Source organism: Pradoshia sp. D12, from assembly GCF_008935075.1.
Classification (GTDB): domain Bacteria; phylum Bacillota; class Bacilli; order Bacillales; family Pradoshiaceae; genus Pradoshia.
The window spans coordinates 2,875,842-2,902,216 of sequence record NZ_CP044545.1 but is presented as its reverse complement, the minus strand read 5'-3'; the positions used below and the strand labels follow the sequence as shown (position 1 = coordinate 2,902,216).

The 26,375-nt window shown below is 38.5% G+C and carries 24 protein-coding genes; 22 read left to right on the top strand and 2 right to left on the bottom strand.

Annotated features, from left to right (window positions below):
- The first annotated feature begins 160 nt into the window (after positions 1-160).
- Positions 161-1,648: an MFS transporter gene (locus F7984_RS13930; RefSeq protein ID WP_140462000.1), complete on the top strand. Its 1,488-nt coding sequence runs from the start codon at positions 161-163 to the stop codon at positions 1,646-1,648.
- A 263-nt stretch (positions 1,649-1,911) separates the two neighbouring features.
- On the opposite strand, the gene rpsT is transcribed toward F7984_RS13930, so the two are convergent.
- On the bottom strand, positions 1,912-2,178 hold the full coding sequence (gene rpsT, locus F7984_RS13925) for a 30S ribosomal protein S20 (protein ID WP_066105290.1): 267 nt from the start codon (positions 2,176-2,178) through the stop codon (positions 1,912-1,914).
- 262 nt (positions 2,179-2,440) lie between these two features.
- On the opposite strand from rpsT, the gene gpr reads away from it, so the two are divergent.
- From gpr to F7984_RS13840, 17 genes are all read left to right on the top strand, one after another.
- Positions 2,441-3,532 (top strand): GPR endopeptidase, encoded by a 1,092-nt coding sequence (gene gpr / locus F7984_RS13920; RefSeq protein ID WP_175354282.1) that lies wholly within the window; start codon positions 2,441-2,443, stop codon positions 3,530-3,532.
- Positions 3,533-3,603: 71 nt separating this feature from the next.
- Positions 3,604-4,776: a stage II sporulation protein P gene (gene spoIIP, locus F7984_RS13915; protein WP_140462001.1), complete on the top strand. Its 1,173-nt coding sequence runs from the start codon at positions 3,604-3,606 to the stop codon at positions 4,774-4,776.
- A gap of 25 nt (positions 4,777-4,801) precedes the next feature.
- The gene (locus tag F7984_RS13910) at positions 4,802-5,134 is read left to right on the top strand and encodes a DUF3679 domain-containing protein (protein WP_066105283.1); all 333 of its coding nucleotides are present in this window, start codon (positions 4,802-4,804) and stop codon (positions 5,132-5,134) included.
- Between the two features lie 159 nt (positions 5,135-5,293).
- Complete coding sequence (gene lepA, locus F7984_RS13905; RefSeq protein ID WP_066105279.1) at positions 5,294-7,129, top strand: translation elongation factor 4; 1,836 nt, start codon at positions 5,294-5,296, stop codon at positions 7,127-7,129.
- Between the two features lie 97 nt (positions 7,130-7,226).
- Positions 7,227-8,357, top strand: a complete 1,131-nt coding sequence (gene hemW, locus F7984_RS13900) for a radical SAM family heme chaperone HemW (RefSeq protein WP_140462002.1) — start codon at positions 7,227-7,229, stop codon at positions 8,355-8,357.
- A gap of 115 nt (positions 8,358-8,472) precedes the next feature.
- Positions 8,473-9,507, top strand: a complete 1,035-nt coding sequence (hrcA, locus tag F7984_RS13895) for a heat-inducible transcriptional repressor HrcA (RefSeq protein WP_140462003.1) — start codon at positions 8,473-8,475, stop codon at positions 9,505-9,507.
- 63 nt (positions 9,508-9,570) lie between these two features.
- Positions 9,571-10,152 (top strand): nucleotide exchange factor GrpE, encoded by a 582-nt coding sequence (gene grpE / locus F7984_RS13890; protein ID WP_066105271.1) that lies wholly within the window; start codon positions 9,571-9,573, stop codon positions 10,150-10,152.
- A 41-nt stretch (positions 10,153-10,193) separates the two neighbouring features.
- Positions 10,194-12,020 carry a molecular chaperone DnaK gene (gene dnaK, locus F7984_RS13885; RefSeq protein WP_066105268.1) on the top strand — a complete coding sequence of 609 codons (1,827 nt, stop codon included), beginning with the start codon at positions 10,194-10,196 and terminating at the stop codon, positions 12,018-12,020.
- Positions 12,021-12,176: 156 nt separating this feature from the next.
- Positions 12,177-13,298 (top strand): molecular chaperone DnaJ, encoded by a 1,122-nt coding sequence (gene dnaJ, locus F7984_RS13880; protein ID WP_066105265.1) that lies wholly within the window; start codon positions 12,177-12,179, stop codon positions 13,296-13,298.
- A 21-nt stretch (positions 13,299-13,319) separates the two neighbouring features.
- Positions 13,320-14,258: a 50S ribosomal protein L11 methyltransferase gene (gene prmA / locus F7984_RS13875; RefSeq protein WP_066105262.1), complete on the top strand. Its 939-nt coding sequence runs from the start codon at positions 13,320-13,322 to the stop codon at positions 14,256-14,258.
- Positions 14,259-14,459: 201 nt separating this feature from the next.
- A complete protein-coding gene (locus F7984_RS13870) occupies positions 14,460-15,206 on the top strand; it encodes a 16S rRNA (uracil(1498)-N(3))-methyltransferase (protein ID WP_140462004.1) in 747 nt (248 codons plus the stop codon).
- Between the two features lie 5 nt (positions 15,207-15,211).
- Positions 15,212-16,564 carry a tRNA (N(6)-L-threonylcarbamoyladenosine(37)-C(2))-methylthiotransferase MtaB gene (gene mtaB, locus F7984_RS13865; protein WP_139892594.1) on the top strand — a complete coding sequence of 451 codons (1,353 nt, stop codon included), beginning with the start codon at positions 15,212-15,214 and terminating at the stop codon, positions 16,562-16,564.
- 240 nt (positions 16,565-16,804) lie between these two features.
- Positions 16,805-16,978 carry a 30S ribosomal protein S21 gene (gene rpsU / locus F7984_RS13860; RefSeq protein ID WP_066105253.1) on the top strand — a complete coding sequence of 58 codons (174 nt, stop codon included), beginning with the start codon at positions 16,805-16,807 and terminating at the stop codon, positions 16,976-16,978.
- Between the two features lie 15 nt (positions 16,979-16,993).
- The gene (locus F7984_RS13855; RefSeq protein WP_066105252.1) at positions 16,994-17,443 is read left to right on the top strand and encodes a GatB/YqeY domain-containing protein; all 450 of its coding nucleotides are present in this window, start codon (positions 16,994-16,996) and stop codon (positions 17,441-17,443) included.
- A gap of 153 nt (positions 17,444-17,596) precedes the next feature.
- A complete protein-coding gene (locus F7984_RS13850; RefSeq protein WP_066105250.1) occupies positions 17,597-18,913 on the top strand; it encodes an NfeD family protein in 1,317 nt (438 codons plus the stop codon).
- A gap of 31 nt (positions 18,914-18,944) precedes the next feature.
- Positions 18,945-19,943, top strand: a complete 999-nt coding sequence (gene floA, locus F7984_RS13845) for a flotillin-like protein FloA (RefSeq protein WP_066105247.1) — start codon at positions 18,945-18,947, stop codon at positions 19,941-19,943.
- 37 nt (positions 19,944-19,980) lie between these two features.
- A complete protein-coding gene (locus F7984_RS13840; protein WP_066105245.1) occupies positions 19,981-20,532 on the top strand; it encodes a hypothetical protein in 552 nt (183 codons plus the stop codon).
- A 147-nt stretch (positions 20,533-20,679) separates the two neighbouring features.
- On the opposite strand, the gene F7984_RS13835 is transcribed toward F7984_RS13840, so the two are convergent.
- Positions 20,680-21,186, bottom strand: coding sequence for a DUF1648 domain-containing protein (locus tag F7984_RS13835; RefSeq protein WP_140462005.1), 507 nt, complete (start codon positions 21,184-21,186; stop codon positions 20,680-20,682).
- Between the two features lie 405 nt (positions 21,187-21,591).
- On the opposite strand from F7984_RS13835, the gene yqfC reads away from it, so the two are divergent.
- The 4 genes from yqfC to F7984_RS13815 all read left to right on the top strand — a co-directional run bounded on the left by yqfC (position 21,592) and on the right by F7984_RS13815 (position 26,364).
- Entirely contained in the window at positions 21,592-21,876 is a 285-nt protein-coding gene (gene yqfC / locus F7984_RS13830) for a sporulation protein YqfC (RefSeq protein ID WP_066105239.1), read from the top strand.
- Positions 21,877-21,893: 17 nt separating this feature from the next.
- Positions 21,894-23,081: a sporulation protein YqfD gene (gene yqfD / locus F7984_RS13825; protein WP_066105236.1), complete on the top strand. Its 1,188-nt coding sequence runs from the start codon at positions 21,894-21,896 to the stop codon at positions 23,079-23,081.
- A gap of 3 nt (positions 23,082-23,084) precedes the next feature.
- Positions 23,085-24,056 (top strand): PhoH family protein, encoded by a 972-nt coding sequence (locus tag F7984_RS13820; protein ID WP_066105233.1) that lies wholly within the window; start codon positions 23,085-23,087, stop codon positions 24,054-24,056.
- 76 nt (positions 24,057-24,132) lie between these two features.
- Positions 24,133-26,364 carry an HD family phosphohydrolase gene (locus tag F7984_RS13815; protein ID WP_318839186.1) on the top strand — a complete coding sequence of 744 codons (2,232 nt, stop codon included), beginning with the start codon at positions 24,133-24,135 and terminating at the stop codon, positions 26,362-26,364.
- The last annotated feature ends 11 nt before the right edge of the window (positions 26,365-26,375 follow it).

Here is a 26,375-nt window from a genome sequence, read left to right as displayed (position 1 = left end):
AATAACCAAAATGGATATTGGTCTATGCAAGAGGATAAAATAGAAAGTTCTTTATTTGTTCATATTTAGAACATGGAAGTTTGCTATTCGAATTAATTTGGTATAAAAAATAGACTATAATTTAAATGTGAAGTTTGTTGCATCATAGAGGAGTGAAATTGTGTTAAATAAGAAGTATAAGGGATTGCATCCCATTACCATACTACGGATTACGGGAATACTGGATGGTATCTCACTGCTTTTATTATTGGGCATAGCCATGCCGCTTAAATACTGGGCAGATTTACCCTTTGCCGTTACTCTTGCGGGTTCAATCCACGGTGGGATATTTATTGGATATATAGCTTCCATTATTTATACTCAAATTCGAATACAGTGGAAAATAGGCTGGTCTCTGTTAGCCTTCCTTGTTGCTTTCATCCCATTCGGTAATTTTTGTTTTGATGTGTGGCTGAAAAAGCATCAATCATTGTACGATGTAAAACCCTTACCGAAGCTGTGGATTGTATATGCCATTATCATGTTTACGTTTATCGATTTATTTACACAGCTACCAGTTATGAGTACATATGCTACTTCGCTTGGCGCAAGTGTAATGATTGCAGGGATTGTTGTGGGAATGTATTCATTGACGAATACTTTTGGGAATATATTGTCTGGGATTTTTACGGATAAATATGGATCTTTTATTGTACTTTGTACAGGCTTGCTTATGACGAGCATTTCTTTACTGCTTTATAATTTTGTAAATGATGTACCTGAACTGATCATCGTACGTTTCCTCCATGGCTTCCTTGGTGGATTAATTGTACCTGCTGCTTTTACGTACTTAGCTAACCAAATGGATAGTAAGAAGAAAGGCAGCCAAAGTGCTGTGACAGGTTCATTTATTGGAATCGCAGCTATTTGCGGTCCTGCATATGGCGGTATTATGGCTAGCAGGACATCTGTGCCATTTGTTTTTACGACCATTGCTGCGTGTGGAATTATTCTTTTGCTTGCAACATTGTTGTTTTTGAGAACTCATTCTGAATCGAAACAGCATAAGACGGAGAAGAGGGGAAAACTTATCTTTAATAAAGGGATACTCCAAGCCTACACCGGAGCATTCTTTTTAATGTTTTCACAAGGGGCACTTGCGTATTTGCTGCCCTTGCACATTGATGTATTAGGTTATAGTTCAAGATTAAGCGGTACGTTAATGAGTATATTTGGATTGGTTGCTGTTGCTATATTTATTCTGCCGACGAATAAATATTTTGATCGAATTCCGCCCTTGGTTAGCTTTTCGATTGGATTAGCATGTATGGGGATCAGCCAAGTTTTACTGGGGCAATCAAGTGAGCTAATGGTTCTTTATTCTATAATGGTTTTATACGGGATTGGGTTTGCTTTCTTATTTCCTGCCGTAAATTCATTATTGGTTCAATCGACTACTAAAAGGATGCGCGGGAAGGCATATGGATATTTTTATGCGTTATTTTCATTAGGGGTTGTTGCCGGATCATCAGGTCTCGGATTAATACCAGCTTCTATATCCACGCAATTTAGCTTAATTGGAATCTTATTACTAGTTTGTGCAACAGTAATATATATGCAGGCAAAGCAACCGGAAACAGATACTGTAGAAGACAGTGTTGAAGGCTAAATAGAGTTTTTATCGGAAGGAGCTATCAGGCTCCTTTTTTTTAGGCCTGAAAAAGTGAGGGTGTTATACAGGGTTCGTCTTTATAAAAGTTAAAATGGAAGCTGCAATGCTGCTCCTGCAGCTTTCTGTTGTGTACTAATTTCGTTCAAGCTCCCAAAATTCAACTGGTAATCATCTCTAAAGTGATTTCCCATCAATGAAATAATCCATATTCTCATAATAAATCACACAAAAAAAAACGACCCTCTAGAGGGTACGTTTCATTAAGCGTTCAACTTGTTTACTTTTTTCATAAGACGAGATTTTTTACGAGCAGCAGCATTTTTGCTGATTAAGCCTTTAGTTGCAGCTTTATCTAGTCCTTTAACAGCAGCAACGATAGATTCGTTAGCAGCAGTAGCATCGTTAAGAGCAATTGCAGATTCTACTTTTTTAACGTTTGTACGTACAGCAGATTTTTGAGCAATATTGTTAGCTCTAGCAGTTTCGTTAGTTTTAACGCGTTTAATAGCTGATTTGATATTAGCCATTCTTTTCACCTCCAGAAGAACCGAGATTATGTCAACTCGATATTCTAATCAAATAACATTCACAACATATGATATTCTATCAAAATGTATGTCTTTATGCAATACTCAGATGCATCAAATCAAAAAAAACCATAGTGATAAGTAGTTTTTTCTGTTTAAACAAAGCTCTTTACATATTAAAAGAATGAGAAGAAAGAAATACGGGGAAAATAGCTCCTAAAGATCATTTCATGGGGGTAATCATTTGAATAAAGATTTAGATATGAGTCAGTATCAAATAAGGACTGATTTGGCTATTGAGGCTAGGGAACTGGCTATTCCGCTATCTGACGCACCGGACACATCGAATATCGAAGGTGTAATTTTTAAAGAGCGAGAGATGGATGGGATTAAATTATCGCATGTTGAAATAACGAAAGAAGGCGAAAAACAGGTAGGAAAAAAGCCTGGCTTTTACATAACACTGGAAGTTCAAGGAATTCGTGAGCAGGATTCTGAGCTGCAAAAAAAAGTCGAGGTTGTGTTTGCTAAACAACTGGCCTATCTAATAGACCGAGTTGGATTAAAAAAAGATGCACATTGTCTTGTTGTAGGATTGGGAAATTGGCATGTAACACCGGATGCTCTTGGTCCTACGGTAACGGATAATTTAATCGTAACTAGGCATCTGTTTAAATTTCAGCCTGAATCTGTTTCTGAAGGATTTCGTCCGGTCAGTGCCATCTCACCAGGGGTTATGGGTGTGACGGGAATTGAAACCAGCGATATTATTAAAGGAATCGTAGACAATATTCATCCTGATTTCATCATTGCTATTGATGCACTGGCAGCTCGTTCTATTGAACGTGTAAATACTACCATTCAAATTACAGATACCGGAATTCATCCTGGATCTGGTGTGGGCAATAAACGGAAAGAACTTAGTAAGGAAACATTAGGAGTGCCAGTTATCTCGATTGGTGTACCAACAGTGGTGGATGCTGTATCGATTACCTCTGATACAATTGATTATATATTGAAGCATTTTGGACGTGAATTAAAAGAGGGAGACCGTCCTCGCCGAGCTCTTGCTCCGGCCGGGATGACATTTGGAAAGAAACGTAAATTAACAGAAGAAGACTTACCAGAAGAAGAGCACAAAAAGACATTTCTTGGTATTGTAGGCACACTATCCGATGAGGAAAAGAGAATGCTGATTCGTGAAGTGCTCGCTCCTTTGGGACATAATTTGATGGTTACGCCTAAGGAAGTGGATGTATTCATAGAGGAAATGGCAAACTTGATAGCCAATGGTATGAATGCAGCTCTGCATGAGGCCATAAATCAAGATAATACAGGCTATTACACACATTAATCTCCGAGTATGGTTCTAGTTACTCTATCAAAGCATACATTTTACTAGAATGCTTCTGAAAGGGTGGAACCATGAAAGCAAAAAAACCTAGTTTTGTCGTAGTTGCACTTCAAGCAGCCACCATCATTCGTTTCATACTGATTATACTTGTTACGATGGTTTTTATATTTTTGGTAACCGGATTATTGACATCGCTTAAACCAGAATTTCGACCAAGTTCAGATTCGGTGAATGAAGCGACTGGACAAGTTCCCGGTAAAATTTTATATAAGTATTTAGGGCAAGGGAATAAGTACTTTTTGCAATCATTCCCCGAAGAGGAGACAGAGTCTGTTTCGAGGCAGATTTTCCAATCACTGACAAATATCTCATTAAATGATCCACGGAGTTTATTGGGACATGAGCTACCGGGATATTCCTTGTTTGATGGGGAGATTTTAGTGGCAGGTGAGGGTACTAATTACACAAATATGCCAATTGAGTCTCCTCCATCAGAGGAAGCTATGGAAAAAGATACAGAGACTGAGGAAATCGTGGATGAAGAAGAACCTGTTAAACCAGAACAGGCTGGTACTCAGAAAACGAAAGAAGAAGTGATGTACATCTATTTCTCACATACAAGGGAATCGTATCTTCCTTTATTAAAAGGTGTGACAAATCCTAATTCTGCCTTTCATTCAAAAGCAAATGTCACGCTTGTCGGTGAGAAGCTCAAGAAGTCGCTTGAAGCGAAAGGCATTGGGACAAAGGTAGATAAAACAGATGTTAATGCCATATTGAACAAGAAAGGGCTGCAATATGGCAGTTCATACAGCCAATCGCGAAGTCTTGTCCAAGAGGTTATGGCTAACGACAAAAACTTGAAATATTTTATTGATGTTCACCGTGATTCGCAGCGAAAAAAAGTGACGACTATTTCAATTAACGGAAAAGCTTATGCTAGATTATGCTTCATTATTGGTGGTGAAAATCCAAATTATGAACAGAACTTAAAGTTGGCAGAGGAGATGCACAAGAAAATTTCAGAAAAATATCCTGGTTTAAGTCGCGGTGTCTTTGAAAAAAGAGGTGCGGGGACGAATGGGAAGTTTAATCAAGATTTATCCGGAAATGCCATGTTAGTTGAAGCTGGCGGTGTGGATAATACATTGGACGAATTAAATGCTTCAATGGAAGTGTTAGCTGATGTATTAGCTGAGCATTATTGGGATGCCGAGCCAGTACAGGGAAATGCTGCAGAGTGAGAAATAAATAAAGGAGAATGCCAAGATGGGTAAATTTATTTTAAAAATAAGTATGCTTCTTTTCCTCCTTCTCTTTGGGGTCATCCTGGGAATGCAGCTGGCCAATCAAAATATGAAAAAAATGCAGGGATATGATGATCCAAAAATGTATGAAGCCTTTACAATTGATAAACAGGATGACGGAGACATTAACGCTACGGTTCTCGGAAATCAGGTTTCGACAACTGACCTGGAGGAAAAGAAAAAGGAAATGGAAGAATGGAAGGCATTTAATGTTTTATCCAGTGCAGGGAAAGGCATATCTGATACCTTAACAAGTTTATTTAAAGGGATGGCAGGAATGATTTCAGATGAATAATATAATCCAAGCGAGCTCGTACGGAGCTGATTAAAACTCCGCGAGCTTTCTTTATTTATCTATTTAATTCCCTCATTTCTCCTAAACCGTTTACGGTTTGAATTTATTTCTGCTATAATCAGTAATATCTGTGTTTTGAAAGTAACAGGAGTGAACAGAATGAATAATCAGGAACGGCTAAAACGACAAAGTAAAATCCGTAACTTTTCGATTATTGCTCATATTGACCATGGGAAATCGACATTAGCGGACAGAATATTAGAAAAAACGAATGCTCTTACTTCCAGAGAGATGAAAGACCAGCTTCTTGATTCCATGGATTTGGAAAGAGAGCGCGGAATAACAATCAAATTGAATGCTGTTCAATTGAAATATAAGGCGAAAGACGGCGAGGAATATATTTTCCATTTAATTGATACTCCGGGACACGTGGATTTCACGTATGAAGTATCCAGAAGTTTGGCAGCTTGTGAAGGTGCTGTGCTAGTGGTCGATGCTGCACAGGGAATCGAAGCGCAAACTTTGGCCAATGTTTATTTGGCATTAGACAATGATTTGGAGATCTTGCCAATCATTAATAAAATAGATTTGCCTAGTGCTGACCCGGAACGCGTTCGTGGTGAGATTGAAGATGTAATTGGGCTGGATGCATCTGAAGCTGTTCTTGCCTCTGCTAAAGCTGGTATCGGGATTGAAGAAATCCTCGAACAAATTGCGGAAAAAGTACCTGCTCCAACTGGAGATCCCGAAGCTCCTCTGAAAGCATTGATTTTTGATTCAATCTATGATGCATATCGTGGAGTCATCGTATCCATTCGAGTGATGGAGGGTACGGTAAAACCGGGTGATAAGATTAGAATGATGGCGACAGGTAAGGAATTTGAAGTTCTCGAGGTGGGTGTCCATACTCCAAAAGCAACTCTATGCGATGAACTAACAGTAGGAGATGTTGGATTCCTGACAGCTGCCATTAAAAATGTCGGCGATACACAAGTCGGGGACACAATCACCAATGCTAAAAATGGAGCAACAGAACCATTACCGGGGTATCGCCGTATGAATCCGATGGTTTATTGCGGTCTATATCCAATTGATACAGCAAAATTTAACGATTTACGTGAAGCACTTGAAAAACTGGAGCTAAACGATTCTTCCTTGCAATATGAACCAGAAACCTCTCAGGCGCTTGGATTTGGTTTCCGTTGCGGATTCCTTGGATTATTGCATATGGAAATTATCCAGGAAAGAATTGAACGTGAATTTAATATTGATTTGATTACAACGGCACCAAGCGTAATTTATAAGGTTAAGATGACAGATGGCAGTGAGATTAATATCGATAATCCATCTAACATGCCTGACCCGCAAAAGATTGAAAGTATTGAGGAGCCATATGTAAAAGCTACCTTGATGGCACCAAATGATTTTGTCGGTGCAATTATGGAGCTTTGTCAAATGAAGCGTGGGAATTTCATCGATATGCAATATGCTGATGAGAACCGCGTAACTATCATTTATGAACTGCCATTATCCGAAATTGTTTATGATTTCTTTGACCAATTAAAATCAAATACAAAAGGATATGCATCTTTTGACTATGAGTTAATTGGCTACCAAGAATCTAAACTGGTTAAAATGGACATCTTATTAAACGGTGAAACCGTTGACGCATTGAGCTTTATCGTTCATAGAGACTTTGCATATGAGCGTGGAAAAATTATTGTAGAAAAGTTGAAGGAGCTTATTCCTCGACAACAATTTGAGGTGCCTATACAGGCAGCAATCGGCAATAAAATCATTGCACGTTCTTCGATTAAAGCAATGAGGAAGAATGTGCTTGCAAAATGTTACGGTGGAGATATTTCACGTAAACGTAAATTATTAGAGAAACAAAAAGAAGGTAAAAAACGCATGAAACAAGTTGGTTCTGTAGAAGTTCCGCAAGAAGCGTTTATGGCAGTTCTGAAGATGGATGACTCCAATTCAAAAAAATAAAATAGTAAGAAAAGCAGGCCAGACATTTTTGTTCTGGCCTCTATTTTATTATGATAGATATAACGTTTTTTTTCGATCTTAGAAAGGGGTGTTGGAATTGGTTAAAAGTTTATATATCCACATTCCATTTTGTACACAAATATGTCACTACTGTGATTTTAATAAATTTTTTATTCAGAACCAGCCGGTGGATGAATATATCCAAACATTATTGACTGAGATGGATTTATATAATCTGTCTCAAAATGAACCCTTATCCACTGTTTTTATTGGGGGAGGTACGCCATCTGCTTTAGAACCTCTGCAGCTGGAACAATTGTTATTTTCCATGAAAGAAAAAGTTACGCTTGCGCCAGGGTATGAATACACAGTTGAGGCCAATCCAGGTGATTTGTCAAAGGCTAAATTGAGAATTATGAAGGAAGCAGGCGTCAACCGATTAAGTCTGGGTGTTCAATCATTCAACGAAGAACTATTAAAAAAGATTGGCCGTGCGCACAATGTCAAAGATGTGTATGAGACCATTGATATGGCAAGAGAAGAAGGTTTTGACAACATTAGCATTGACTTGATTTATTCCTTGCCCGGTCAAACACTCAGTGATTTAGAGGATACAATAGATCGCGCTTTACAATTAAATCTTCCGCATTTTTCAGCTTACTCTTTAATTATTGAACCGAAGACTGTGTTTTATATCATGCTCAATAAAGGTAAATTATCCTTACAGGGTGAGGATGCTGAGGCTACTATGTATGAATATGTCATGGAACGTTTAGTAGAAGCGGGCTACGATCAATATGAGATTTCAAATTTTGCAAAAAAAGGATTTGAAAGCAGGCATAACCTCGTATATTGGAACAATGAAGAATACTATGGTCTTGGTGCTGGTGCTCATGGATACCTCGATGCTGTCCGTTATCATAATCATGGACCCTTGAAGAAATATATGAATGCTATTCAGGATGGCAAGAAGCCAATCGTTGAGCAAGCAACCGTTACGCGAAAGGAACAAATGGAAGAAGAGATGTTTTTGGGGCTTAGAAAAATGGAGGGAGTTTCTCTGGAACATTTCCAAAAGAGATTTTCTGTAAACATAAATGACGTATTTGGGGAAACAATAAAAAGAATGGTTTCAGAGGGGTTATTGGAGTTGGTAAACGGAAGAGTGCGACTGACACATCCGGGTAAATTAATGGGGAACGAAGTGTTCCAGGCATTTTTATTATAGTTTAAAAATGAAAGAGAAAACATAATCATAACCGTTGACACATAACGACGGTTTTGTTACTTTATTTATAGACTTAGCACTCAGTAGTAAAGAGTGCTAACAGGGGTGATTATCGATGTTAACAAATAGACAACTGGCAATTTTACAGGTGATCATCGATGATTTTATTTCTACCGCCCAACCTGTGGGGTCCAGAAATATTTCCAAAAAAGAAGGCATTTCGCTAAGTTCTGCCACAATCAGAAATGAAATGGCTGATTTAGAGGAAATGGGGTATCTCGAAAAAACACATACCTCTTCAGGGCGTATTCCCTCTGAAAAAGGGTATCGGTACTATGTGGATCATCTTGTTTCACCTCAGCAGCTGCAAAAGGATGATGTTCTTAAGCTTAAATCTGTTTTTAAAGAGAGATTATTTGAGTTAGAGAAGATAGTGCAACGTTCTGCCGGCATACTATCCGAAATTACGAATTATACGGCGATTATGCTTGGACCTGCTGTTTTAGAAAATCACTTACGTCGAATCCAAATTGTACCGCTTGATACAAATAAGGCAATTGCTATCATCGTGACGGATACTGGTCATGTTGAAAATAAAATGATTTATCTTCCTCCAGGATTTGATATGAATGAAATGGAGAGAGTGGTAAATATCCTGAATGATCGCTTGAGCGGTGTACCATTGGTGCAGCTTAAAGATAAGATTTTCAGGGAAGTAGCTGTATTATTAAAACAGCATATTACAAATTATGATATGGTTCTGCAAATGCTAGCAACATCTCTGCAATTGCCGGAGAACGAGAAACTTTTCTTTGGCGGTAAGGCGAATATGCTAAGCCAGCCTGAATTTCATGATATTGAAAAAGTAAAGGCAATCTTTAAAATCATGGAACAGGGAAGAGACTTGTATGAGTTGGTCAGTAAAACACATGAAGGAATCAATGTGAAAATAGGCACCGAAAATAATAATATGGCGCTTGAAAACTGCAGTATTATCAGCACTACCTACTCCATTGGAGACGAGAATTTTGGAACTATAGCTATTCTTGGACCTACTCGGATGGATTATTCCAGAGTGATGAGTTTATTGTCATTTTTTGCGAATGACTTAACTGAGATGCTGACAAAACAGTATCAAAATAAAAAGTAACGGTAATAGTAGTAATACTGCTTTAACGTATATAGAACAACACTTTCAGGGAGGTGAGAAGCAGTGTCTGAAAAAAATCAAGATAATATTGAAGAAATATTTGATGAAGCAGAAGAAAATAAAATGAATGATACAGCCTCTGAGGAAACCACTGAAACAAGTGAACCTGTTGAGGAAGCTTCCGAAAATGATGGGGATAGCAAAGTAGCTGAACTAGAAAAGAAATTGCAGGAAGCTGAAGCAAAATATGTTCGTCTTTATGCAGATTTTGATAACTATCGCCGCCGTGTTAAATTGGATGCTGAAGCAGCGCAAAAATATAGAGCTCAATCTCTTGTAACAAATCTTTTGCCTGCTTTAGATAATTTTGATAGGGCGATAAATAGTACAACTGAAACAGATGAAACAAAACCGCTTCTTCAAGGAATGAATATGGTTTTAACAAGTATTTTATCTGCCTTGAAAGAAGAAGGTGTAGAGGTAATCGAATCAGTAGGTCAAGAATTCGACCCTCATGTTCATCAAGCGATTATGCAGGACAATAACGAAGAATACGGTTCAAATATCATTGTGGAAGAATTCCAAAAGGGTTATAAATTAAAAGACCGGGTTATTCGACCATCAATGGTTAAAGTGAATCAGTAATCAAACACATAGGCTACATATTAATGGGAGGTAAAAAGTAAATGAGTAAAATTATTGGTATTGACTTAGGAACTACCAACTCTTGTGTATCCGTATTAGAAGGCGGAGAACCAAAAGTTATTCCAAATCCAGAAGGTAATAGAACCACTCCATCTGTTGTTGCATTTAAAAACGGAGAACGTCAAGTTGGGGAAGTAGCGAAACGCCAAGCTATCACAAACCTGAATACGATCAGCTCCATCAAACGCCATATGGGTACAGATTACTCAGTAAATATCGAAGGAAAAGATTACTCTCCACAAGAAGTATCTGCGATTATTCTTCAATATTTAAAATCCTATGCTGAAGAATACCTGGGAGAAAAAGTAACAAAAGCTGTTATTACAGTACCTGCTTACTTTAACGATGCTGAACGTCAAGCAACTAAAGATGCTGGCCGTATCGCTGGTTTAGAAGTAGAACGTATTATCAACGAACCAACTGCTGCTGCATTAGCGTATGGTTTGGATAAAACTGAAGAAGATCAAAAAATCCTTGTATTCGACCTTGGCGGCGGTACATTTGACGTATCCATCCTTGAGCTAGGTGACGGTGTATTCGAAGTACGCTCAACAGCTGGTGACGCACGTTTGGGTGGAGATGACTTCGATAACGCAGTAATGGAATATTTAATCGAAGAATTCCGCAAAGAAAATGGAATCGATCTATCTAAAGATAAAATGGCTCTTCAACGTTTGAAAGACGCTGCTGAAAAAGCGAAAAAAGATTTGTCAGGTGTAACATCTACACAAATTTCCTTGCCGTTCATCACTGCGGGTGAAGCAGGTCCATTGCACATGGATTTAACATTAACACGCGCGAAATTCGATGAAATCACTGCTTCTTTAGTAGAAAGAACAATGGGACCTACTCGCCAAGCTCTTCGTGATGCAGGCTTGTCTCCGGCTGAGATTGATAAAGTTATCTTAGTTGGTGGTTCTACTCGTATTCCTGCTGTTCAGGAAGCAATTAAAAAAGAAACTGGTAAAGAGCCTCATAAAGGGGTAAACCCTGATGAAGTTGTTGCTATGGGTGCAGCAATCCAAGGTGGAGTTATCTCCGGTGACGTTAAAGATGTTGTATTACTTGATGTAACTTCTTTATCTCTTGGTATTGAAACAATGGGTGGAGTATTTACTCGTTTAATCGACCGTAATACAACAATCCCAACTAGCAAATCTCAAATTTTCTCTACAGCAGCTGATAACCAAACAGCAGTAGATATCCATGTTCTTCAAGGGGAACGTCAAATGGCAGCAGATAACAAAACGCTTGGTCGCTTCCAATTGACTGATATTCCACCGGCACCACGCGGAATCCCGCAAATTGAAGTAACGTTCGATATTGATAATAACGGTATCGTTAATGTACGTGCAAAAGATCTTGGTACAAATAAAGAGCAGGCGATTACGATTCAATCAGCTACAAGCTTAAGCGATGAAGAAATCGATCGCATGGTTAAAGAAGCGGAAGAAAATGCAGAAGCAGATAAAAAACGTAAGGAAGAAGCTGAATTACGTAACGAATCTGATGCTTTAGTATTCCAAACAGAAAAAACATTAAAAGATCTTGAAGGTAAAGTAGAAGAAGCTGAAGTTCAAAAAGCAACAGAAGCTAAAGATGCTTTAAAAGCAGCAATTGAGAAGAATGATCTTGCTGAAATGAAAGAGAAAAAAGAAGCATTGCAGGAAATTGTGCAAGCTCTTAGCGTGAAACTTTATGAGCAAGCTGCTCAAGCTGCGCAACAACAACCAGGTCAAGATGGTGCGGGCAAGGCTGATGATGTCGTAGATGCAGAATTTACTGAAGTTGACGACGACAAAAAATAATGATTGAACGTAAAAAAGTCAAAGTCAGGATCTCCTTGACTTTGACTTTTTTTAACAAATTGGACATTTTCTGTTTATATTGCGCCGCAGCTTAGTCAAGTGGTACAATGATTTTTATGTGAAACGACGGATTATATAGAATCAGGAGTGTGAGGAATGAGCAAACGGGATTATTATGAGGTGTTGGGGGTTGGCAAAAATGCCTCGAAGGATGAGATAAAAAAAGCATATCGCCGCCTTTCCAAGCAATATCATCCTGACCTCAATAAAGCAGCAGATGCTACGGAAAAATTTAAAGAGATCCAGGAAGCTTATGAAGTGTTAAGCGATGATCAAAAGAAAGCGAGATATGATCAATTTGGCCACGAAGATCCAACACAGGGATTTGGTGGAGGCGGAGCTGGTTTCGAAGGCTTCGGTGGTTTTGAAGATATATTCAATTCTTTCTTTGGCGGAGGGGGAAGAAGAGATCCAAATGCTCCCCGTCAAGGTGCAGACCTGCAATATACAATGACATTATCATTTGATGAAGCTGTATTTGGTACAGAAACGACCATTGAAATACCGAAAGAGGAAGAGTGTGATACATGTAAAGGGTCAGGAGCAAAACCTGGCACAAAACCGGAAACATGTTCTCACTGTAATGGTACAGGCCAATTAAATGTAGAACAAAATACTCCATTCGGACGAATTGTGAACCGCAGAGTATGTCAACATTGCAGTGGTACAGGAAAAATTATTAAGCAGAAATGTGCTACCTGTCACGGTAAAGGTTCTGTGAAAAAACGGAATAAAATTCAAATCAAAGTACCTGCAGGTGTTGATGATGGTCAACAATTACGTGTTCCTGGTAAAGGTGAACCTGGTATTAATGGCGGCCCTCCGGGAGACTTGTTTGTTGTGTTCCAAATCAGACCGCATGAATTCTTTGAGCGTGATGGTGACGATATTTACTGTGAAATGCCTATTACCTTTGCACAGGCTGCATTGGGTGATGAAATTGAAGTTCCAACCATGCATGGTAAAGTGAAACTGAAAGTGCCGGCTGGAACACAAACAGGTACTCGCTTCCGCTTAAAAGGAAAAGGTGTTCCTAACGTTAGAGGATATGGTCAAGGTGATCAGCACATCCGTATTTTAGTTGTAACGCCAACCAAATTATCCGATAAACAAAAAGAATTAATTCGCGAATTTGCTGAAATCAGTGGTCAAGGACAATTAGATGAACATGATGAAGGTTTTTTTTCGAAAGTTAAAAGAGCAATAAAAGGTGAATAAACAGGTAGGAGTTGGTAGAAAATGAAATGGTCCGAATTATGTATTCATACAACGAATGAAGCGATCGAACCAATATCGAATATATTACATGAGGCTGGTGCAAGCGGGGTAGTGATTGAAGATCCGCTTGAATTGGTTCGTGAAAGGGAGAATGTATTCGGAGAAATCTATCAACTTAATCCTGCTGATTTTCCTGAAGAAGGCGTACTTATTAAAGCTTATCTCCCTGTCACAAGTTTCCTTGGTGACACAGTAGATGGCATTAAGGACCTTATCAATAATCTAATAAAATATGATATCGATCTAGGTCATAATAAAGTAACCATCAGTGAGGTTAATGAGGAAGAATGGTCTACTGCATGGAAAAAGTATTACCATCCAGTAAAGATTTCGGAACAAGTCACAATCGTTCCGACGTGGGAGGAATACACTCCGGTTCATACAGATGAAAAAATTATTGAATTGGATCCAGGCATGGCATTCGGTACAGGTACACATCCTACAACTGTACTTTGTATTCAAGCACTTGAGAAAACAGTCAAACCTGGGATGAAGGTCATTGATGTAGGGACTGGTTCAGGGGTACTTACAATCACTGCTGCTAAATTTGGCGCCGAGTCTATTTTGGCGCTTGATCTGGATGAGGTAGCTGTGAACAGTGCCAGGGTGAATTGTAAATTAAATAAGGTACATGATAAAGTTACAATTAAACAAAATGACCTTTTAAAAGGAATTGAATTTGAAGCAGATATAGTTGTAGCCAATATTTTGGCTGAAATTATTGTACGTTGTACAGAAGATGTAGCCAGAGTGCTTAAACCAGGCGGAACCTTTATATCTTCCGGCATCATCCAGCAAAAACGCCGGGAAGTGGAAGAAGCTATTCAGAAAGCCGGACTTGTAATTGAGGATGTCATGACAATGGAAGACTGGGTCTCCATTACAGCTCGTAAATTATAAGTTTTACTTGTTTTAAGTGAAATCACCACATCAAGGTGGATGTTAGAGTATAGTGGGAGTTCAAACTCCCACTTACTTAAGTTAAGGACTCTAGCGGAAGACCGGAATTTCGTAAGGGATTATTAGGCAGGAGCCTAAACGTTTTTCCGCCGCAATAATGCTTTAGGCGTTATTGATTTTAAGGATAGAAAGGTGCAGGCCATGCAGAGATATTTTATTGAGAATTTAGAAAATCAATTTGAAGTAACGATAACCGGAGATGATTTTCACCATATGACCCGGGTCATGCGAATGAATCCAGGTGATACATTTTATGGAGTTATTGATAAAAAAACGGCGATCGTCAAAATTGAATCCATTCAAGATAAAGCTCTGACTGGCCGCATTATTGATTGGATAGAAGGAACAAAAGAACTGCCCATTCAAGTTACCATTGTGAACGGTTTGCCTAAAGGGGATAAACTAGAATTGATTATCCAAAAAGGGACAGAATTGGGTGCAAATACCTTTATCCCTTTTAATGCAACTCGTTCTATTGTAAAATGGGATTCTAAAAAAGCTGCAAAGAAAACAGAACGGCTTCGGAAAATAGCGAAGGAAGCTGCAGAACAATCCCATCGTACTGAAATACCCAGTGTTTACGATCCTGTAGATATTCGCAGATTGTTAGATCTTGCTGAAAGCTATGATTATAAGCTAGTTGCTTATGAAGAAGACGCTAAGCAAGGGGAATCTTCGCAATTGGCGAAAACAATTAGAGGGATGGTACCAGGGCAGTCTCTTTTAATGGTATTTGGCCCTGAAGGCGGCTTGGATACCGCGGAAGTGAATCAACTTTTAGAAAATGGCTTTCAAACATGCAGTCTTGGACCGCGTATTTTACGTACAGAGACTGCTCCTTTATACGCATTGTCAGCCATATCTTATCAATTAGAATTAGCGAGGTGAAGGGAATGGCAACTGTAGCGTTCCATACATTAGGATGTAAAGTGAATCATTATGAGACAGAAGCGATATGGCAGCTGTTTCAAGCTTCAGGATATGAAAGAGTCGATTTTGAACAACGCTCGGATGTTTATGTTATTAATACATGTACTGTTACGAATACAGGAGATAAAAAAAGCCGGCAGATTATTCGCAGGGCAGTGCGTAAGAATCCTGATGCTGTTATTTGTGTAACGGGTTGTTATGCACAAACCTCACCGGCAGAAATTATGGCGATTCCAGGAGTGGACATAGTTGTTGGAACGCAGGACCGTGATAAATTAATAGGTTATATCGATACGTATTTAACTGAAAGACAGCCTATTAATGGCGTAAGAAATATCATGAAAACGAGAGTTTATGAAGAAATGGATGTACCTGCTTTTACAGATCGTACGCGTGCCTCCCTGAAAATTCAGGAAGGATGTAATAACTTCTGTACATTCTGTATTATTCCTTGGGCGCGCGGATTGCTACGCTCCCGTGATCCGCAGGAAGTTATTCGTCAAGCTCAGCAGCTTGTCGCAGCGGGCTATAAAGAAATTGTCCTGACAGGTATTCATACAGGTGGTTATGGTGAAGACTTGAAGGATTATAATCTCGCTATGCTATTGAGAGAACTCGATCAAAAAGTGGCAGGTTTGAAACGAATTCGTATTTCATCCATTGAAGCCTCTCAAATAACAGATGAAGTGATTGAAGTATTGCGTGAGTCTGATAAAGTAGTGCCTCACTTGCATATTCCGATACAATCAGCTTCTAATACGGTCCTTAAACGTATGCGTCGTAAGTATTCTACTGAATTCTTTGCAGAAAGACTGGAAAGATTGCGTGAAGTACTTCCTGACTTAGCGGTTACATCAGATGTGATTGTTGGGTTCCCTGGTGAAACAGAGGAAGAGTTTATGGAAACATATAATTTCATAAAAGATCATCGTTTCTCTGAACTGCATGTATTCCCTTATTCCAAACGTACTGGTACACCAGCTGCCCGCATGGAAGATCAAGTGGATGAGGATGTTAAAAACGATCGAGTGCATCGCTTGATTTCACTATCTGAGCAAATTGCGAAAGAATATGCTTCCAGCTATGAAAATGAAGTTCTAGAAGTGATTCCAGAGGAACTATATGAAGATGGAGAGACAAAAGGACTCTATCAAGGATATTCAGATAACTATTTGAAAGTCGTGTTCCCTGCAACGGAAGATATGGTTGGAAAGATTGTGAAAGTAAAAATTACAAAAGCCGGATATCCATACAATGAAGGACAATTTGTCCGTGTGATGGATGATATGGTCGAACAAGCTGTAGTTAATTCATAATATTAGGCAGTGGGGCTGGTGCAGATTGCATCAGCCCGTTTTTATTTTTTTAAAATGAGGTATATATAGATAGGAAGATTGGAGAGTTTAAATCTGTATTATAAATATCATTTAATTAACCTACACGATTATAGGAATAACAGTTGACCTTGAACGACACATATATTATAATTTGAAGGTACATGGTTTCCTTCTATGTGTAGGAAATTAGAGTTGTTGTGCTCGGAGGGAGGGAAAGAGATGTCTAAAACAGTCGTTAAGAAAAACGAATCGCTTGAAGATGCTCTTCGACGCTTCAAACGCACAGTTTCCAAGCAAGGTACTATGCAGGAAGTAAGAAAGCGCGAATTCTATGAAAAACCTAGTGTAAAACGTAAGAAAAAGTCTGAAGCTGCGAGAAAACGCAAGTTCTAAAAGAGGTGCCCTTAAATGAGTCTTGTTGAGCGTTTAAACAGCGATATGAAACAAGCTATGAAGAACAGAGAAAAAGACAAGCTCTCCGTCATCCGAATGGTGAAGGCTTCTCTTCAAAATGAAGGAATAAAGCTTGGTAAACAAGAATTATCCGAAGATGAAGAGTTAACCGTACTTTCTCGCGAATTAAAGCAACGCAAAGACTCCCTCCAGGAATTTGATAAAGCAGGACGCCAAGATTTGGTCGAAAAGCTTCAATCAGAAATCGAGATTGTCGAGGCATATTTGCCACAGCAATTATCCGAGGATGAGTTAAATGCGATTGTTACTCAAGCGATTGCCGAGACGAATGCCACTTCCAAGGCTGACATGGGCAAAGTAATGTCCGCAGTCATGCCAAAAGTGAAGGGTAAAGCTGATGGATCTTTAGTCAATAAACTTGTACTGCAAAATCTTACAAAATAAGACGTTTAAAACCCGCAATTTTAATTGCGGGTTTTTTATATCCCGTAAATTAATTATATGATGAATATCAAAGTATTGTGAAACTTATGCATGTAAATAACGTATAATGAATTAAGACGTCAAAAATGGAGAAGAAAGGAGGGGTGAACAGGTATGAGGAAAAGATGGTGGTCAATTATGATCATCTTTGCATTTTTTTTAATTGGAATTGCAGGTCCGCCGTCAGGAAATGCGAATACTGATAAAGTATACATAGTCCCTCTGCAAAATGAGGTGGAAAAAGGTCTATCTAACTTCCTGAAAAGAGCAATAGCAACCGCTGAGAAGGATGGGGCAGAAGCGATTATATTCGATATTAATACACCTGGCGGGGCGGTAGATGCAGCAGATGAGATCGGTGAAACATTTGCAAATACTAAATTAAAAACAATAGCCTTTGTTAATAACCGAGCCCTATCTGCCGGTGCATTTATTTCTTTAAATGCTGATGAGATCTATATGGTACCCGGTGCAACAATGGGTGCAGCTGCTGTCATAACATCTGATGGTAATGCAGCTGATAAAAAAGCGCAATCCTATTGGCTTGCAAATATGCAAAAGGCTGCTGAATCAAGTGGAAGAGATCCGTTATATGCTAAAGCAATGGCTGATGAGGATATTGATTTGCCAGAGTATGGAGCGGAAAAAGGAGAGCTGCTTACGCTGACAGCAAACCAGGCTGTAAAGGTTGGTTATAGTGAAGGTACAGTTGGAAATCAAAAGGAATTATTAAAAACGCTGGGATATGAAAAAGCTGAATTAATTCAATTTGGTGAAAGCTTTGCTGATAAAGTAGCCCGTTTCCTTACGAATCCTATTGTGATTCCTATTTTATTGTCGATTGGCACAATAGGTCTTGTCGTTGAGCTTTATTCACCTGGTTTTGGCTTACCTGGTTTTGCCGGTATTACGTCTCTGTTATTGTTTTTTTATGGACATATGGTATCAGGTCTGGCCGGATATGAACCGTTAATCTTATTTATAGTTGGAATAGCATTCCTATTACTGGAATTATTCCTTCCTGGCGGTATTGTAGGAATTATTGGTTTTATGGCAATTATAGCAAGCTTCTTTCTTGCTGCGGGGGATGTGGAGCATATGGCAATCGCAATATTAATTGCATTGATTGCAGGATTTATAGCAAGTGTGATATTAATTAAAGTATTTGGAAAGAAAATGACAGCCTTTAATAGGATTATACTCACAGATTCTACGAATACGGAGAGTGGATATGTTTCCAATATTAATCGTCATGATTTAGTTGGAAAAGTAGGTGTTCTTGTCACTGACCTGCGTCCTTCTGGAACACTCTCGCTTGAAGGGGAAAGAATTGACGTGGTAAGTGAAGGTAGTTTTGTAACGAAGGGAACGCATGTCAAAGTAATTAAAACAGAAGGTTCCCGTATAGTAGTACGACCATTAGATTCATAATAATTAGAAGTATGAAGGGAGTTATAAACAAATGGTATTAACATCAGCATCTATTTTTGCTCTTGTGGGCATTGCTTTAGTTATCATTTTATTGGCAGTACTATTCACTTTTGTACCAGTTATGCTTTGGATTTCAGCAATCGCTTCAGGAGTGAGAGTAAGCATCTTTACATTGATTGGGATGAGATTGCGTCGAGTATCTCCAAGCCGTGTTATCAATCCTTTAATTAAAGCGTCAAAAGCAGGTCTAAATGTAACAACGAATCAACTGGAAAGTCATTATCTAGCCGGTGGTAATGTAGATCGGGTTGTTAATGCGCTAATTGCGGCTCATCGTGCCAATATTGATTTGACATTTGAACGTTGTGCAGCTATTGACCTTGCAGGACGTGATGTGCTGGAAGCTGTACAAATGAGTGTTAACCCTAAAGTCATAGAAACGCCGTTTATTGCGGGTGTTGCTATTAATGGGATTGAGGTTAAAGCAAAGGCTAGAATCACTGTACGTGCCAATATTGAGCGTTTGGTTGGGGGTGCAGGTGAAGAGACTGTTATCGCGAGGGTTGGTGAGGGTGTAATCTCCACCATTGGTTCCAGTGAAAGTCATACAACTGTGTTGGAAAATCCGGAACGTATCTCTCAAACTGTCTTAAGTAAAGGTCTGGATGCCGGAACAGCATTTGAGATTTTATCTATTGATATAGCTGATGTGGATATCGGCAAAAATATTGGTGCAGAGCTGCAAACAGAACAAGCAGAAGCAGATAAAAAAATTGCGCAAGCAAAAGCTGAAGAGCGCCGTGCTATGGCGATTGCACAAGAACAAGAGATGAAAGCAAGAGTAGAAGAAATGCGTGCAAAAGTTGTTGAGTCTGAAGCCGAAGTACCGCTTGCAATGGCTCAAGCTTTCAAAGCGGGGAATATGGGCGTTATGGATTATATGAACTATCAAAACCTTGCATCTGATACACATATGAGAGAATCCATAAGCAAAGCCAACAAGGATGATCGAAATACAGATGATGAATAATTTCCCTATCTGATTGCTGGGAAAGGAGGTCCTGCCCATGAGTATGGGAGCTATATGGGATAATCCCATTATCCTGTTTTTGATTATAACTTTAATAAGCTGGTTCTTTCAAAGGGATAAAGGTACAGAGAAGCCTGATGAAACGCAAAATAGAAAATATACATCTCCTCCAAAAAACAAAAGTGAACCTGTTAAGGGACAATCACAACCTATTGGGGGGAAACAGGATGATGATATCCGGAAAAAAATCCAGGAACGCGAAAGAGAAATTAAAAAGAAATTAAGCGGGCATCCTGATTTGCAAAGAGAAGCAACCTCTCTTGCTCAAACAATAAAGGAGCAGTACGAAGCTCAGAAGAAGAAAGTACAGCAAGCTGAGAAGCCGGTTGTTATAAAGGAAACCCCGGTTGATGTAATTGTCCCGAGGGAATTCAAGCCAATAGTTCAAAAAGCAGTAAAACAAGCAACAGAAAGACATGTCAAGCCTTCTAAACAGGGATTTGATGTACGGAATATCAACCTGCAGGAAGCGTTTGTTATGTCAGAAATATTGGGTCCTCCCCGTTCAAAAAGGAAACAGATTAGATAAAAGTTACTTATAGTGCCTGCAGACAGAAACTTTTTGAAGTTTTCGTCTGCAGTTTTTTTATTGTTAAAAATGAAATTTTTCCAGAATTACATAGATCAACGCAGAGAGTTTGGCGTCTATCAAGAATAAGGGAAATCGAGAATTTGGCTATCTAATCTTACTTTGTTTAATTATGCCTAATATGATGGGGATAGAAACACCCACTATTAATACTGGTAAGAACCATGCTCCAAGTCCGTCGCCCCATTCTAACGCGATTGAAACGGATTCAATAATAATTAATGTAAAAATAATGAGACACATAGCTTTTAATTGATTTGTTATTTTTCTGCTATTTAAATAAAATTCTTTAGCGTTCTCTTTGTTTAATCGTTGAGGATAATTATGTGATTCTGGAAATTTCTCGACAAAATGCATTGATACAGCAAGAAATGCACCTATAATAGGCAAAATAAGAAGTTCTAGTTTTGAACCCCAACGATCAACTTCGCCCTTAGCATTAAAATGAGCTGGTACTTTATCTGGAAGTTCACCCCAAATATAGATTAAAAAAAGTAAAGATCCAATATAACATGAATAACCAATAGTATCCCATATCCTCTCACTTTTTGTTTTCGGTATGTGTATTTTAGGTCTTGCATTAGATTTTGGCATTCCGGTCAGCTCCTTTATTTACCCTCAATTATATAGTTGAAAGTCCACTTTTACATGATTTAGGTTATTTAATTGAATAGTCTGAATTAACTTTTACAAAATATTTTAACATTTAATCCCAATTCTTTCTATGGTAATTGGTCATAGCTTTTACTTGATTGATTTAAACAGATGAAATCTGACCAATCAAACTCTACAACACTATTTGCTAATCAAGTAAACGTTAGAATGTACATCGGATTATAAATGATAACAACGTCTTCTCTCCGTCAGATTATTGATAACGGAACGTTTTAATTAAGCATTTAATGACCTCTTAACGAATAAGTATGATTATGAGGTGATTTTACAGAACAGCCTGTAACGATTACGAAGATATTAACCGGCGGAAAGGGAGGTTTCCTTATGGCTCGTGCATGGGGGTATCGTTTGAAGAGGTGGGTCACGGCCGCAATGGACCTGCCCCAGGATATCATGATGGATTTGCCAAGGATTACGATGGTGGGTCAAATTCATATTTACATAGAGAATCATAAAGGCTTACTTACATTTTCAGACCAGGAATTAAGATTGCTGCTTAAGAACGGACAACTCCTTGTCAAAGGTCAGGCTTTTGTATTAAAAACTATTCTTCCGGAAGAAATCTTACTTGAAGGGAAAATTGATCAAGTTATATTCCTCGAAGAATAACCTAATAGGAGGTTCTTATGAAAAACCAATGGACGAATACTATTACTGGCTATATTAAAGTGAAAATAAAGGGACAAGGTACAGAACGATTTATAAACAGAATGCTTAAAGAGGGTATTCAAGTTTGGGATGCGAAAAATATGGGCACAGAAACAGTTGTTTTTTATATGAAGCTATCTGACGTTCCTCAATTGAGGAAGGCAGTAAGAAACAGCGGCTGTAAGGTCTCTTTTTTAGAAAGAAGAGGAGGGCCTTTTTTTGCCTTAAAGCTGAAAAGGTACAGTGGTCTCGTGGTCGGTGTGATGATGTTTTTTATGATCATTTTTATTCTATCCAATATGATTTGGGGGATAAAAATAGAAGGAGCCAGTCCGGCAATTGAACATCAAATCAGTAAAGAATTGGATGATATGAATATAAAAGTTGGGAAGCTCCAGTTTGCTGTTGGGGATATGGAAGATATACAAAAGGAGCTCAGTGAACGGGTACCGTCCATTACCTGGATTGGCGTACAGCTGGAAGGGACGACCTTTCATTTTCAGGTTGTTGAAAAAAAGCAGCCTAAAAAGAATTCTGCTGATTTATATGTGAATCTCATTTCCGCAAAAAAAGCGACCATTGTCCAAACGATGGTTGAAAGAGGACAAGGCTTAGTAGAAAAGCATCAGGTTGTCAGCAAGGGGCAAATCCTGGTTAGCGGTTTTATTGGTAAAGAGGATAATCAAAAATTTGTAGGAGCTAAAGGAAAGGTCATGGGTGAAGCCTGGTATAAAACAAGCGTGGAGGTTCCGCTCGAAACGAATTTATATGTGTTTAATGGTGATGCTAAAAATAAATACAGTCTAAGTTTTGGAAATGCCCATGTGCCGATATGGGGATTTGGTGAACATAACTTCAAAGAATATGAAGTGGAAGAGGATGAAAAAACATTTAAATTTTTGAAGTGGGAGGTTCCTATTGCCTTTCATAAAAAGATCTATCGCAGTAAAGAAAAGGTGACACGGATCTATACAAAAATCGAGGCGGAGAAGCAGGCGATGAATATGGGGAAAAAGGATGTTCTAAAGAATGCCCCTGATGATGCAACTATTTTGAATGAAAAAATTTTGAAAAACCAGCTTGACAATGGTAAAGTTAAAATGACTATACATTATAAAGTTTTAGAAAATATTGCAATCGGACAACCGATGATTCAAGGAGACTAAGGAATGTCAGAGAAGTCTAAATTGATTAATTTACAATTGGAATCACCAAATGAGGCAGTTGAACTATTTGGTGTACATGATAGTAATCTGAAGATATTGGAAAGCGAGCTTGGAGTCAGTATTGTTTCCAGGGGCGAAACAATAAGTGTGTCCGGTAATCCTGAGAACTTAGAAAAAGCGGATGAGATTCTGCAAACGCTTTTAGTCATTATACGAAAAGGAATTAAAATCGGACCTCGTGAGGTTGTTTATGCCATAAATTTATCCAATAGCGGTACATTGGAGTATTTTTCTGATTTATATGATGAGGAAATTGCCAGAAGCGCTAAAGGTAAATCAATTCGTGTAAAAACATTGGGCCAGAAAGAATACATCTCTGCTATTAGAGCAAAAGATCTAGTATTTGGAATTGGACCTGCCGGAACAGGAAAAACGTATTTAGCTGTTGTTATGGCTGTGACTGCGTTGAAAAATGGACATGTTAAACGAATTATTTTAACAAGGCCAGCTGTCGAAGCAGGTGAAAGCTTGGGCTTTTTACCGGGAGATCTAAAAGAAAAAGTGGATCCATATTTACGACCTCTTTATGATGCTCTTCATGACATCTTAGGATTAGAACAAACAACCAGGCTGATTGAGCGTGGCACAATCGAAATAGCTCCCTTAGCCTATATGCGGGGAAGAACGCTTGATGATGCATTTGTAATCCTGGACGAAGCTCAAAATACAACACAGGCCCAAATGAAAATGTTTTTAACTCGACTGGGATTTGGCTCTAAAATAGTTGTTACGGGTGATACTTCACAAATAGATCTGCCACGTGGTGTCCAATCAGGGTTAAGGGCAGCTGAACGAATATTAAAAGATGTTTCAGGCATTAAGTTTATCCACCTAGATCAAACTGATGTGGTCAGGCATCCGCTTGTTGCAAAAATCATTCAGGCATATGAAAATTTTGGACCAACTCAACAGTGATAATAAAGTTAAGAAACATGCCACAGAATCAACTGTGGCTTTTTTTATTATAAATTTGTTATTCTTACAATTGTAAGTGAAAGGAACAATAAAACCTGTTATTATTACAGAAAGTGTTAGAAAATTATATATAAATAAAATCCTCCGCCGGAAAGGGAAACGTATGAAATTCAAAACCATAGGCAGCTCTTTTAAAAATTGGGTATCCAAACCAGTTTCGCAGATAGGTGTTCTTTTATTAATGGCGTTCATTTCCTTTATTTTTTTGTTTGACAGTGTTAAACCGGAAAAACTTAATGTTGAACTTTACAATGTTGCTGAAACGACAATTCGGTCTCCGAAGACAATAGAAGATCCAGTCGAAACAAAAGAAAAGCAGCAAAAAGCAGTTAATAGTGTTGAGGATGTTTATACAGTTAATAAAGAATATGTGAAAAAGAGAGTTAATTTAATAAATGAAATCTATACATCGGCAGAGAGTGTGGTTAGTGCCGGTTTGAAAAATCAAGAGGTGGAGAAAGATGAGAAAAATACGGCACAAACACTCTTGAAGCCATCAGATTATGTATCTGATTTAAGAGGGAAATTATCTGATAATGTTAATAAAGATCTAACTGATGAAACATTGATTAATCTACTGGGATCATCCTTATCTGACTTATCGATAGCTAAGGATATTACGATGACCAGCATTAATGAAACCATGAAGGATGGCATAAGGGCAAATGAGGTGGAAAATGCCAAGATGAAGGTCGAAGAGGGGATAAAATACTCAAGTCTCCCTGTTCGATTAAAATCTGCTTCGATTGATTTAGGAAGGTATGCAATCATTCAAAACGTGTTTTTTGATCCTGAGTCAACAGAGAGAGCAAGGGAAAATGCAAGTGAATCCGTTGAACCTGTCAGGATTCTTCAGGGACAGATCATTGCCGAGGAAGGATATTTAATTGACGCAGATGTTTATCGCCAATTAAAGCTGGTTGGTCTTCTGAATAGTGAGGATTCCCTTCTTCCGTATGTTGGATTGGCTGCAGTCATTGTGTTAGTTTTTGCTGGTGTCTATGTAATGTTTGGTAATACAATCAGAAACGAAGAACATGAAGACTATCGGGATAATCTATTCATCTTCAGTATTGTTTATCTGCTGGCATTACTACTTATGAAGATAATTCATATATTTGTTGGGTTAAGCCAGGAATCAATCGCTTATTTCTTTCCCGCAGCGATGGCGGCAATGCTTGTAACAATCCTCATGAGAGAGCGCTATGCTGTGGGAATAACTATTGTCCTTTCCGTTATCGGCAGTATAATGTTTAAAGAGGAATTAGCGGGAACTGTACATGTGACGATGGGGATTTATATTCTTGTAAGCGGCATCTCGGGAATCCTTCTATTAAAACAAGGGATAGCGCGTACTAGCATATTAAGAGCAGGTATGATTAATGCAATTATTAATTTGATAGTGGTATTAGGCCTGATCTGGATCGGCGGAAACGGTATTAATCACATTATGATTCTTGTCGCGGCGATTGCCTCAGGGGTCATCTCTGCTGTCTTTACGATTGGAATTCTTCCTTTTATTGAAACAGGGTTTGGTATTTTCTCTTCTATGAGGATGATTGAATTATCAAATCCGAATCATCCGCTTTTGCGAAAAATATTAACGGAGGCTCCCGGTACCTATCATCATAGTGTGATGGTTGCTAATCTTGCTGAAGCAGCTTGTGAAGCGATTGGAGCCAATGGATTGCTTGCGAGGGTTGGATGTTACTATCATGATATAGGGAAAACGAAGAGACCGTATTATTTTATCGAGAATCAGGTCAATATTGAAAATCCGCATGATCATCTATCACCGGAGAAAAGTACAAAAATTATTGTTTCCCATGTGACTGATGGTGCTGAGTTGGTGAAAAAATATAAAATGCCGAAAGAGATTGTCGATATTGTTGAGCAGCATCACGGGACAACCCTGCTAAAGTTCTTTTACCACAAAGCATGTGAAGCAGGGGGCGAGGTTAAGGAAGAAAACTTCCGATATCCAGGGCCGAAAGCACAAACGAAGGAAGCAGCAATTATTGGGATAGCGGATAGTGTAGAAGCAGCTGTGCGATCCTTAAAGTCTCCTACGCAGGCTACAATCGAAAAGCTTGTAAAGTCCATAATTGCTGATAGACTAAATGATGGACAGTTGAATGAGTGCGATTTAACGTTTAAGGAATTGAATAAAGTAAGTCAGTCTTTGTGTGAAACGTTAGCTGGTATATTTCATAATCGCATTGAATATCCAGAATTAGAAAAAGAATAGAGTAGGTGAAA